Annotated in this window: 9 protein-coding genes; 5 read left to right on the top strand and 4 right to left on the bottom strand. The window is 72.7% G+C overall.

Annotation, left to right across the window (positions count from 1 at the left end; all coding sequences use genetic code 11):
• Positions 1-43: 43 nt before the first annotated feature.
• The 4 genes from AB0B58_RS00660 to AB0B58_RS00645 form a co-directional block, all read right to left on the bottom strand.
• Positions 44-289 carry a hypothetical protein gene (locus tag AB0B58_RS00660; protein ID WP_360215135.1) on the bottom strand — a complete coding sequence of 82 codons (246 nt, stop codon included), beginning with the start codon at positions 287-289 and terminating at the stop codon, positions 44-46.
• Between the two features lie 256 nt (positions 290-545).
• Positions 546-2771: a M4 family metallopeptidase gene (locus tag AB0B58_RS00655; RefSeq protein ID WP_360215132.1), complete on the bottom strand. Its 2226-nt coding sequence runs from the start codon at positions 2769-2771 to the stop codon at positions 546-548.
• An 89-nt stretch (positions 2772-2860) separates the two neighbouring features.
• Positions 2861-5647 carry a LuxR family transcriptional regulator gene (locus AB0B58_RS00650; RefSeq protein WP_360215129.1) on the bottom strand — a complete coding sequence of 929 codons (2787 nt, stop codon included), beginning with the start codon at positions 5645-5647 and terminating at the stop codon, positions 2861-2863.
• Between the two features lie 417 nt (positions 5648-6064).
• The gene (locus tag AB0B58_RS00645; protein ID WP_360215126.1) at positions 6065-6583 is read right to left on the bottom strand and encodes a hypothetical protein; all 519 of its coding nucleotides are present in this window, start codon (positions 6581-6583) and stop codon (positions 6065-6067) included.
• Positions 6584-6808: 225 nt separating this feature from the next.
• Here AB0B58_RS00645 and AB0B58_RS00640 point away from each other — a divergent pair, with 225 nt between their 5' ends.
• The 5 genes from AB0B58_RS00640 to AB0B58_RS00620 are packed head-to-tail and all read left to right on the top strand — an operon-like array spanning position 6809 to position 11836.
• The gene (locus AB0B58_RS00640) at positions 6809-7798 is read left to right on the top strand and encodes a LacI family DNA-binding transcriptional regulator (RefSeq protein WP_360215123.1); all 990 of its coding nucleotides are present in this window, start codon (positions 6809-6811) and stop codon (positions 7796-7798) included.
• A gap of 27 nt (positions 7799-7825) precedes the next feature.
• Positions 7826-9040 (top strand): extracellular solute-binding protein, encoded by a 1215-nt coding sequence (locus AB0B58_RS00635; RefSeq protein ID WP_360215120.1) that lies wholly within the window; start codon positions 7826-7828, stop codon positions 9038-9040.
• Positions 9037-10107 (top strand): ABC transporter ATP-binding protein, encoded by a 1071-nt coding sequence (locus AB0B58_RS00630; protein WP_360215117.1) that lies wholly within the window; start codon positions 9037-9039, stop codon positions 10105-10107. Before AB0B58_RS00635 ends, AB0B58_RS00630 begins: the two co-directional genes overlap by 4 nt.
• The gene (locus AB0B58_RS00625) at positions 10104-10997 is read left to right on the top strand and encodes an ABC transporter permease subunit (RefSeq protein WP_360215114.1); all 894 of its coding nucleotides are present in this window, start codon (positions 10104-10106) and stop codon (positions 10995-10997) included. Before AB0B58_RS00630 ends, AB0B58_RS00625 begins: the two co-directional genes overlap by 4 nt.
• A complete protein-coding gene (locus tag AB0B58_RS00620) occupies positions 10997-11836 on the top strand; it encodes an ABC transporter permease subunit (RefSeq protein ID WP_360215111.1) in 840 nt (279 codons plus the stop codon). The genes AB0B58_RS00625 and AB0B58_RS00620 overlap by 1 nt, the downstream gene beginning before the upstream one ends.

Genomic DNA, 11836 nt, shown 5'->3' with positions numbered 1-11836 from the left:
CGGCGACGCTGCCGGGGCCGTTCCGGGTACGGGTGCGGGACCGTCAGCCGCGGTAGCTGCCGACGAGGGTGCCCGCGCGCTGCCGCTCGTGGTCCTGCCGGTTGAGGATCTCGCGGATCTCCCGCGTCTCCTCGCGGGTGTACCGGCCCAGGATGAGGTCGAGCTCCGCACGCTCGGCCGGGGTCCGGAAGGCCGCGAGCTCGGCGCCGAGCCGGCGCCGGGCGGCCCGCTCGGTGCGACGGTCCGCCAGGTTCACGCGGATGTCGCGCAGCTTGGTCCTGAAGTTCATGATCTATCTCCTCACAGGAAGTGACGACGAAAGCCTCATCGCTTCCTGTGACAACCATCCACTCCCACGGCTTCAACACCAAGACAAGCAGGTAAAACTCTCGATACCGGAGTGACCCGGGCCACCGGATCACTGTATCGGTGGTCACTCTGCGTCGCCTATGTCCTGGTCAGACGATCGCGTACGGCGGCCGTGTCTCCGGACACAGCACAGGCCCGCGGCGAGCGCCACGGGCCTGCGCTGCGTCACTTCGACGTCAGAGGGTCAACGTCCAGGTGTTGATGTAGCCGGTGTCGATGCTGTAGACGTCGCGGACCTGCAGCTTCCACGCGCCGTCGCCCGCCTCGGAGGAGACGTTCGTCGTGTACGTCGTGTTGACGTTGTCGGCGCTGTCCGAGCTGCTGCTGTTCTTCAGCCGGTACGAGGAGCCGTCCGGGGCCACCAGGTCGACGACCAGGTCACCGCGGTAGGTGTGCACGATGTTGACCGCGACCGTCGACGTCGAGGACGCGTTGCGCCCGCAGCCGCTGATCGTGATCGTGCTCGTGACGGCGGCGCCCGCGTCCGGGATGGACACGTCAGTGCCGTTGGTGCCGCTGCAGCTTCCGATGGGCCCGCCGGTGACGGTCAGCGTGTACGTGGCCGTGCGGGTCGCGGAGCCCGTGCCCGTGACGGTGACGGTGTAGGTGCCCGACGGGGTCGCCGTCGTGGTGGCGATCGTCAGGGTCGACGACGAACCGGAGGTCACCGAGGCCGGGCTGAACGAGGCGGTGGCCCCGGTCGGCAGGCCGGAGGCGCTCAGCGCGACGGTCTGCGCCGAGCCCGCGGTGGTGGCGGTGCCGATCGTCGTGGTGACCGACGATCCGGCCGCGACGCTGCCCGACGTCGGCGACGCCGAGACGGAGAAGTCGTTGCCCGGGTTGTCGGTGCAGGTGGCCTCCCCGGTCTGCGCCGGGACGCTGATCGCATTCCAGGCCGCCTTGACGACGTTGAACTCGGCGCAGCTCGGCGCGTAGAGGTTCTTCGCCGCGGCGAGGCTGGCGGTGCGGACGTTGGCGTAGCGCCACGTCGAGGTCTTCGACTGCATCGCGTTGTAGTAGATCTCGCCGGCCTTGCGGATGCCGATACCGGTCACCGACGAGGAGTTGCAGGTCGGGCTGGCCGGCTTGCCGGCCGGGGCGGAGCCCTCTGCGGTGAGGTAGAACCAGTGGTTGAGTGGTCCGGCGGCGGCGTGCACCTCGGTCGAGGGGATCGAGGTCGACCAGCAGTTCGGGTCGCCGGCCAGGGACGGGTTGTACATGTAGCGGATCGGCCCGTCGCCGACCAGGTCGACCTCCTCGCCGACCTCGTAGTCGGGCGGGTCGAGGGGGCTGTTGGCGTAGGCCTCGGTCAGGGCGCCGAAGATGTCGCCGGTGGCCTCGTTGATGCCGCCGTTCTCGTTGCCGCTGCCGGCGCCGCCGGGGGTGGTCTGGAAGACCGCGTGGCCCATCTCGTGTCCGACGACGTCGATCGGGGTGGCCTGGCGGGTGTTGGCCTGGTTGTGGCCGAAGTTGACGTAGGAGCCGTTCCAGTAGGCGTTGACGTCGGCAAGCCCGACCCGGATCGGCGGGTTGTTGCCGTTGCCGAGGATGCCGTTGCGGTTGAACCAGCCCGAGAACATGTCGACCTCGCGCTGGGCGCCCCAGAGCGCGTCGACACACGCGGTCTCCAGATTCGTACCCGAACCCGTGCCCCACGCGTCGTCGGTACCGGTGTAGGCGGAGCCGTTCTGGCCGCCGCACCGCAGACCCGGCCGGGTCGTGTCGGTCATGGAGTACGAGGTGCCGGAGCCCGACGTGTTGATGGTGACGTTGCCGTAGTAGTAGCCGTTGCCGGTGCCCTCACGCACGTAGTCGACCTGGTCGAGCACGGCGCCGGTGGCGGCGTCGACGAAGATGTGCAGGTTGCTCGGCTTGTTCTGCGCCGACCGGCCCTCGACGACCACCTCGTAGGCGAGCTTCGGCGTGCCCCAGGCGAGGACCTTGAGGACCGGCGCCGACGCGCTGTCCACCTTGGCCAGCTGCGCCGCGGCCGTTGTGGCCGCCTGCGCCTCGGTGATCTTCGCCTTGGTGCCCACCGAGATCTCGGCGGTCTGCGCGACCGCGGTGCCCTTGACGGCGCCGGCGGCGTCCGTCGTGACCACCACGTCGCCGCCGACCACCGGCAGGCCCTCGAAGGACCGCGCGTAGGTCACGTACTGCAGGCCACGCGTGCCCTGCACGACGCCGGTGCGCTTGAGGGCGTCGCCGTCCGAGCGGTGCAGCACGCCCTCGGCGGCGGCGCTGTCGACGAGCCGGTCGGCGGAGGAGGCGGCCAGGGCCGCGGGGGCGGGTGCGGGGCTCGGGGCCTGCTGCGGTCCGGCCGTGGCTGGCGAGGCCGCCAGCGCCAGCGCCGCCCCGGTGGCCAGGGCCACCGAGGCTGTGATGAGCTTCTTACGTCCCACGTCGGTACTCCTTTTCTCGACCCGGTCAGGGCGAGACCTGGGCTCGGTGTCCCGGGGTCGGGAGGCACCAGGCTGACTTTGCTGTGACGCTATGCATCGATGACCGTCACCGAATCAGGGAAAACCCTTGTCACTGCGGGGTCCGGCGCCGGCAGGCGGGACGAGAGCTGGGTGCGCGAGCGTACGCCGAGCTTGCGGTAGACCCGGGTGAGCGTCGCCTCGACCGTCTTGACGCTCAGGTACAGCCGGCTGGCGATCTCCCGGTTGCTGGCGCCGTCGCGGACCAGCCCGGCGATGCGCGCCTCGGTGGAGGTGAGCCCGAAGTCGGCCGGCTGCGCCGAGGTGCCCTCCGTGCGGGCCAGGGCGCGCTCGGTCTGCTCGGTCCACGGCCTGGCATCGGCGGCGATGAAGATCGCCAGCGCGGCGTCGATGGCCACCCGGGCGGCCGCGTACCGGCGCCGGCGCCGCTCGGCACCGCCCTGCACGAGCAGCGCGTGCGCCTGCTCGATCGGCTGGTGCAGCTCGGCGAAGTACCGCGCCGCCGCGGCGGACAGCTGCACCGCGGAGTCGGCGTGCCCGCTCTCCGAGAGCACCACGGCGGTGGCCCTGTCCAGATAGCCGTTGACGCCCTGCGCGACGCCCAGGCGCCGGGCGGCCGAGCGGGCCTCGGCCAGGGTCTCGGCGGCCTCCGCGTGCTCGCCGAGCGCGGCCAGCCCGCCGGCCAGATCGCCGTGCCAGCGCACGATCATCGGATCGGTCGTGCCTCCCTGCAGGTCACGCAGCCGGCGCAGGGCGGCCACCCCGGCGCGGGTCTCGCCGGCGCGCAGCTCGGCCTGGCCCAGGGCATGCAGGTTGCGCCGCAGGTAGAGGCTGTCGCCCTCCTGCTCGGAGGCGCGCACCCCGCGACGGGCGTACCCCGCCGCCGTGGCGAGGCTGCCACCGGTCAGCTCGGCGACCGCGGCCGTGTACCAGGTCGGACCGGGGCTCAGCCCGGCCTGCTGCGCCGCGGCGACGGCGCGGTGGGCGTACCGGAGGGCATCCCGGCAGCGACCCGCCCGGGTGGCCACCTCGGAGAGGCTGCGCAGCACCTCGACCAGGGCCTCGCCAGCCCGGTCGCGCTCGGCGACGGCAAGCAGCGTGAGCAGCTCGGCCCGCGCCTCGTCGAGCCGGTCGTCCATCATGGCGAACCGCGCCGCCAGATAGCGCGGACCCATGTGCAGCCAGCCCGGCGCCTGCGGCGCGGGCAGCGCGAGAGCCCGGGCGAGGGTCTGCGTCCACCGCGACTCGCCGCGGATCCGCTGCACCTGGGCGAGCGCGCTCAGCGCCATCGCCTCGGTGCCGAGATCCCCGGCGCGCAACGCGGCGGCGGCGGACTCGACCGCGCAGGTCGCCGCGGTGCCCGGATCGCCCGCGAGCATCGCGGCCCAGGTCTGCCGCAGGCGCACGGGCGCGACCAGCGCGACGTCGTCGCCGGCCTCGTTGAGCGCGGCGGCGAACATCTCGCCCATGTCGGCGAGCGCCTGCCCGGCCAGGTCGATCAGCACCAGCCGGGCGGTGACCCGGTGCCGCGCCGGCGCGTCCGTGGTGGCGAGCACCGCCTCGGCGGCGCGCCCGGCCAGCGCGGGCGCCCCGGCCGTCGCGGCGGTGACGGCGGCGGTGACGAGCCAGTCGAACCGCTCGGTGGCCAGGCTGCGCGGACACCGGTCGGCGGCGAGAAGGTAGAGCTCGGCGGCCGTACGCCCGTCGCCGCGGCCCAGCGCGCGCTCGGCGGCGGCGACCAGATCCCGGGCCACGTCGGCGTCGGGCCGGCCACTGCGCAGCGCCCGGTGCCGCACGCCGTCGGTCTCGTCGAGCGCCGCGTTGGCCAGCGCGTCGTGCACCCCGGCGCGCCGCGCCGCCCCCGCGTCCTCGGACAGCACGGCGGCCAGGGCGGGCGGCGTGAACCGGACCGCCTCGCCGTCGACCTCGACCACCCCCGCCGCCGCGGCGGCCCGCAGGTCCCGGTCGGCGTCCTCGTGCCCGGCACGGACCAGCACCGTCAGCGTCGGCTCCGTGGCGAGCGCGGCGACGAGCAGCGTCCCCGCCACCGCCGGCGGCAGGGCGTCGATCCGCCGCCGCAACAGGGCGCGGGCCGGCTCCGGCAGCGCCGCCGGGCGCCAGGCCGGACCGGGCGCGACGGCGGCACCCAACTCCAACGCGAGGAACGGGTTGCCGCCGCTGGCGCCGTGCAGCCGGGAGGCCGTGCGGCAGGGCAGCCCCCGCGCCTCCAGCAGGGCGGTCAGGGCGTCGGCGTCCAGCGGCGGCACGAGCAGGTCGGCGACCGGCGCCGGACAGAGCCGGGCGGCCCGGTAACGCCCCGCCTCGTCGGGGAACCGCTGCGCGGCGACGACCCGCACCCGCGGGCCCGGCCGCCGGCGCATGGCGAAGCCGATCAGCTCGGCGGACTCGGCGTCGAGCCACTGCACGTCGTCGACGACCAGCAACACACACCGGCTGCGGGCGCAGTGCGCGAGCAGCCCCGGCAGCACCAGCCGGCGGGCCAGCGCGGGAGCGCCGGCGCGCGGGGCGGTGCCGTGCCGCAGCACGGCGAGGGCGGCCCGGTGCGCGGGCGGCAGCGCGGCGAGTGCATCGTCCGGCAACTGCGCGACGAGGTCGGCCACGCCCGCGTACGGAAGGCGGCGCTCGGCCGGCGCGGGCCGCAGCCGCACGACCAGCTCTCCCCGCACGGCGGCGGTGGCGGCGACGGCGTCGAGCAGGGCGGTCTTGCCGATGCCCTCGGGCCCGTGCAGTGCGACCCCGCCCCCGGCGGCCAGCCGGGCCTCGACGGCCGCGAGGAGGGACGCCCTGCCGAACAGGGCGGTCGCGCCGGACTGCACGCGGGTATCCAGGGCCGTCTCCCCAGCTAGGCCGTAACGAGCGACCTCAGCCTAGGAAGCACAGCACTTCCCCATCAATGCTTGCGCATGTGTCAATTCTTGCTCTTCGTCACATCCATTGCCTCCGCATCCCTGAAGCGCCACCCCAGCAGACACAACGGAAACCGCCTGCCCACGCCCGCCATCCTCCAAGGTCCACCACCACGCCGGATCCCTCCGAAGACCGACAGCTCCGCCTCCCGGTTCACCACCACGGCACATGTTGCGGACAAGCGACGAGCCCCGCACCCCGCCCCAGGGCTTCCATCGTGATGGCAGACGTTGCGGGAGAGCGGCACACCACTGTCCAAGTGGCACGACTACGCCGGGGTTCTGGTGACCGTGGTCGCGGTGACGGTGCCGTCGTGCCGGCCGCGCTCAGGGCCGGGGCGGCGGGTTCTGCACGTTGTTCCAGCGGTCGGCCCGCTGGTCGTCGGGGCGGCCGGCCTGCTGCCGGCGCCGGCAGGCGACCAGGTGGCTGGCCAGGATCGCCGGCGGTCCGCCCCGGACGCAGACGTCGGCACCCGCGGTCAGCACCCCGGCCACGAGCTCGCTGGCGGCGGCGTCGTCGACCAGGGCGACGATCCGGGTCCGGGCGGGCAGCGCGGCCCGCGCGGCGCCGACGTCCTTGACCGTCGCACCGCTGACGACGACGATCTCGGCGTCCCGCGCCTCGATCAGGTCGCCGGGGTTGCGCAGCGACCAGCCGAGCGGCAGATGCTCGGCGAGCCCGGCGACCCGGCCCTGATACCCGAGCACGGCGACGACCGGCCTGCTCCGCCGGGCGTTCAGGTCCGGCAGCGGCACGGCCGTGGAATTCGGCATGAACGTACGATTCGTCTCGTTGAGGTTCAGCTGCAGCAGCATCTCCGCGTCCCCCAGGTCCTCGTCGGCCACGTACCCACCCTTCGCCATCAGGCTTGGGCGCCCATGAGCGCCACCTGTGTGTCTGTTGTCAGTGCGCCGGGTCAGGTACGGGCGGACCGGTGCCGTTCCGCAAACGATTTCAGGCGCATCGGGAAACGTCACAGCCAATCAACCATCATCTATTGACAACCGTCCGCAATGGATTTCACACTCTCCGCAGCACGCCGGGTCCCCCTTGACGTCGCGGAGGCATCGATGGCGGTAACGATCAAGGACGTCGCCCGGGCGGCCGGGGTGTCGCCGTCCACGGTGTGCCGCGCGCTGTCGACGCCGAGCCTGGTCCGCGACGAGACGTGCGAGCGGGTCCGGCGCTCGGCGGCCGAGCTCGGCTACTCCCCCAACCGGGCGGCCCGCGGGCTGATCACGGGGCGCACCGCCAACCTCGGACTCATCGTGCCGGATCTCGGTAACCCCTTCTTCCCCGGCGTCGTCAAGGGCATCCAGGCCCGGGCCCGCGAGGCCGACTACGCCGTGTTCCTCGCCGACACCGACGAGGACCCGGCCGCCGAGACCCAGCTGGTGCGCACGCTCGCCAAGCAGGTCGACGGCCTGGTGCTGTGCTCACCGCGGATGAGCGAGCAGGAGCTGCGCGGCTTCGCGGCGGAGACCCCGCTGGTGATGCTGAACCGCCGCGTCGGCCGCCTCCCGGCGATCACCTTCGCCAACGTCGACGGCATGCGGCAGGCCGTCACCCACCTGACCGCCCTCGGCCACCGGCGGATCGCGTACGTCGCCGGGCCGCGGACGTCGTGGTCCAACCGCGAACGCGTACGTGGGCTGCGGGCCGCCACCGCGGCGGCCGGCGCCGGCCTCGTCGAGATCGGCCCGGTCCTGCCACAGTTCGACGGCGGGGTGGCCGCCGCCGACCCGGTGCTCGCCGCCGGCGTCACCGCCGTCATCGCCTACAACGACGTCATCGCGCTGGGCCTGCTCAGCCGCTTCAACGCGCGCGGGATCGCCGTGCCCGCCGAGATCAGCGTGATCGGCTTCGACGACATACCCATGGCGGCGATGGTGCACCCCTCGCTCACCACCGTCGGACTGCCCATGGAGAGCTGCGGGCGGGCCGGCGTCGACCTGCTGCTGGGACTGCTGCAGGACCCCGACCGGTTCGGCGCCACCCGCCGCGAGCTGGGCACGCAGCTGATGGTCCGCGGCTCGACAGCGGCGCCGCCGAACGCCTGAGACTCATCTCCTCGAGAAAGGTCGCCCATGCCGACACCCGCCCGCAGACGCGTCGCCACCGCCGCGACCGCGGCACTGCTGCTGCTCACCGCCTGCAGCGCACCCGACTCCGGCGGATCCGCCCTGGACACCGACGGCGAGGTTCCCGCCAAGCCCGGCAAGGCGGTGACCCTGAACATCCTCGACGTCGCCGGCAACCTGCAGCTCACCCAGCCCATGATCGACGACTTCGTGAGCAGGAACTCCGGCGTGATCAGCAAGGTGACGTACTCGAAGTCGCCGGCGCCGGAGCTGGTCGGCAAGGTCAAGGCACAGCAGAACGCCGGACGGGTCGACATCGACCTCGTGCTGACCGGTGTCGACGGGCTCTCCGCCGGCATCGAGCAGGGCCTGTGGAACCCGCTGCTGACCCGGTACGGCGACCGGCTTCCCGGCGTACGCGATTATCTGCCCGGCGCCGCGGCCATGCAGCGGCTGGCCGGGGACTCCGGGGTGACCGTCACCTACTATCCGTCCGGCCCGCTGATCGAGTTCCTGCCCGCGAAGGTCCCGAATCCGCCGCGGACGGCGGCCGAACTGCTCGCCTACGCCAAGGCCAACCCCGGCGCCGTGCAGTACGCGCGGCCGTCGAACTCCGGGCCGGGCCGCACGTTCCTGATGGGCCTGCCCTACCTGCTCGGCGACTCCGATCCCAAGGACCCGACCGGCGGCTGGACCAAGACCTGGGCCTACCTGTCCGAGCTGAACAAGTACGTCACCCTCTACCCGTCCAGCACGGGCGAGACGATGAAGAACCTGGCCAACGGCTCGGCGAAGATCATCGCCTCGACGACCGGCTGGGACATCAACCCGCGGGTGCTCGGCACCGTGCCGAAGGAGGCGGCGATCGGCACCCTCGAGGGCTTCCACTGGGTGACCGACGCGCACTACGCCGTCGTGCCCAAGGGGGTCTCGACCGACAAGCAGGCGGCGATCCTGCTGCTGCTCGCGCACATGCTCACCAAGGAGCAGCAGGCCAAGGCGTACGACAAGGGCTACTTCTACCCGGGCCCGGCGGTCAAGGACGTCGACCTGTCCATGGCGCCGCCGGAGAGCCGCGCGGCCATCGAGGAGTTCGGCCGGCCCGAGTACACCGCCCTGATCGCCGGCAACCCGCTCGAGGTGCCGCTCGGCTCGAAGGAACTGGTCGCCGCCTTCGACCGGTGGGACCGCGAGATCGGCGGGGCAAAGGTCTCGAAGTGAGGGACGCGTTCGAGACGCTGCGCCTGGACGGCGTCAGCCGCAGCTTCGGCGGTCACGAGGCGCTCGCCGGGCTGGACCTGACGATCAAGCGGGGCGAGTTCATCGCGCTGCTCGGCCCGTCGGGTTGCGGCAAGTCGACGGCGCTGAACTGCCTGGCCGGGCTGCTGCCGCTGACCCGCGGCAGCATCTGGAAGGACGAGGCACGGCTCGACGTGCTGCCGCCGGAGCGGCGCGGCTTCGGCATGGTGTTCCAGAACTACGCGCTCTTCCCGCACCTGTCGGTGCGCCACAACGTCGCCTTCGGCCTGCAGATGCGCCGGGTGCCCCGGGCCGAGCTCCGCCGCCGGGTGGACGAGGCGCTGCGCCTGGTGCACCTGGAGGACCAGGCCGGGAAGCTGCCCGGCCGGCTCTCCGGCGGGCAGCAGCAGCGGGTGGCCATCGCCCGGGCGGTCGTGCTCGAGCCGTCGCTGGTGCTGATGGACGAGCCGCTGTCCAACCTCGACGCGAAGCTGCGGCTGGAGATGCGCACGGAGATCCGCCGGCTGCACCAGTCGCTCGGGCTGACCACCGTCTACGTCACGCACGACCAGGAGGAGGCGCTGTCGCTCGCCGATCGCCTCGTTGTGTTGCGTGCGGGCCGGGTACAGCAGATCGGCACGCCGGAGCAGCTGCACACCGAGCCGGCCAACTGGCACGTCGCCGACTTCATGGGCTACCGCAACCTGCTGCCGCTGCGCGCCGGGCCGCGCCGCGGCGCCGGCATCGTCGTAGAGCTCGAGGGCCGGGAACTCGTCGGCACGCCGGTGGACGGCCCCGCGCCGGGCAGCGAGGTGATCGCCGGGATCCGCCCGGAGGACCTGCGGATCGGCCCGGCCGGCGGCACGGGGGTGCCGGCCGTGGTCGAAGTGGTCGAATACCAGGGTCGCGAAGTTGCGGTCGAGGCACTCACCGCGGGCGGCGTCTCGCTCAATCTCCGGTCGGCCGACCGGCCGGCGGTCGGCGACCGGATCACCGTCACCGTCGATCCCCGGCGGCTGCTCGTCTTTCCCGCCGGGGATCCGCGATGACCGCGGCCGCCGCCCGGCCCGCGCTGCGGCACCGGCTCGCCGAGCGGGGCATCGACCGGCAGTTGCTCCTGCTGCTCCCGGCGGCCCTGTTCGTGCTCACCCTGTTCATCTACCCCTTCCTGTACGGCCTGGGCCTGTCGTTCCAGCCGGTGAGGGGTGGGGTGCTCGGGGCGTACCGGGAGTTCTTCACCGACGCGTACCTGCGGGACACCATCGCGACGACGTTGCGGGTGTCGTTGCCGGCGGCGCTGCTCAACGTGCTCGCGTCGGTGCCGATCGCGTACCGGATGCGCGGCCGGTTCCGCGGCCGGCGGCTGCTGACGACCGTGCTGGTCGTGCCGATCACCCTCGGCACCGTGCTGACCGCGCAGGGCCTGCTGAACTTCCTCGGCCCGACCGGCTGGTTCAACCGGACCCTGCTGAGCGCCGGGCTCGTGGACGCGCCCGTGCGCCTCACCAACAACTACTGGGGCGTCTTCCTCTCACTGATCATCACCGGCTTCCCGTTCGCGTTCCTGCTGGTGCTGTCGTACCTGTCTGGCATCGATCCCAGCCTGGAACGGGCGGCGGCGACCCTCGGCGCCGGGGCGTGGCAGCGCTTCCGGCGGATCACGCTGCCGCTGCTGGCGCCCGGGCTGGCCACCACCTTCTGCCTGACGTTCGTGCTGGCGTTCAGCGTGTTCCCGTCGGCGGTGCTGGTCGGCGACCCGTCCGGCACCACCCGGGTGATGTCCATCGCCGCGTACGACGCCGCGTACGTCCGCTACGACTACCCGCTCGCCGCCGCGGTCGCGGTGCTGATGGGCCTGGTGGAGCTGCTGGTCATCGCGGCGGTGCTCGGTTGGCGCGCGCTGCTCTACACCGGATCCACGGCGGGAGGCAGAGGCTGATGGCCGCCCGGCGCAGGATCGTGGCCACCCCGGCGGCCTGGCTGATCTGGGGCGTGGTGATCGCGTTCTTCATCAACCTGGCCGGGGTGATCGGCTCGGTGGTCGTGAGCTCGTTCGGCACCCGGTGGTTCGACACCTGGCTGCCGGCCGGCTGGACCACCCGGTGGTACGGGCAGTCCTGGGATGAGTTCACCCTGCTGCCGGTGCTGATCGTGACGCTCGAGGTGTCGGCGCTGGTGGTCGGAATCTCCCTGCTGATCGGCGTGCCGGCGGCGTACGTGCTGGCCCGGCGGGCGTTCCCCGGCCGGCGGCTGCTGTATCTCCTGTTCCTGCTGCCCATCCTGATGCCGCCGATCACCTACGGCATCCCGCTGGCGACGGTGCTCTACAAGTACGGCTTCGCCGGCAACCTCTCCGGGGTGGTGCTGGCGAACCTGGTGCCGTCGGTGCCGTTCGTGATCCTGACCATGACGCCGTTCATCGAGCAGATCGACCCGGCCATCGAGCGGGCGGCACGGATGTGCGGGGCCGGCACCCGGCAGGTCTTCACCCGGATCCTGGCGCCGCTGCTGGTGCCCGGCATCCTCGCCGCATCCATCCTGGTGCTGGTACGGACCGTCGGCATGTTCGAGCTGACCTTCCTCACCGCGGGCCCGGACTCGCAGACGCTTGTCGTCGCCCTCTACTACTCGATGTCCGCGGCCGGCATCCGCGCGCAGCAGTCCATCGACGCGATGGCGGTGATCTACACGTCGATGATGCTGGTGCTGCTCGTGCTGGCCCTGCGCTTCGTCAATCCGACCCAGTTGGTCGCCCGGGTACGCGAGGACGGTGACTGA

The sequence above is a fragment of the Actinoplanes sp. NPDC049118 genome (assembly GCF_040648555.1).
GTDB lineage: Bacteria > Actinomycetota > Actinomycetes > Mycobacteriales > Micromonosporaceae > Actinoplanes.
Note: the sequence above shows the minus strand (reverse complement) of the source record. Positions and strands in the feature narration are given on the sequence as shown.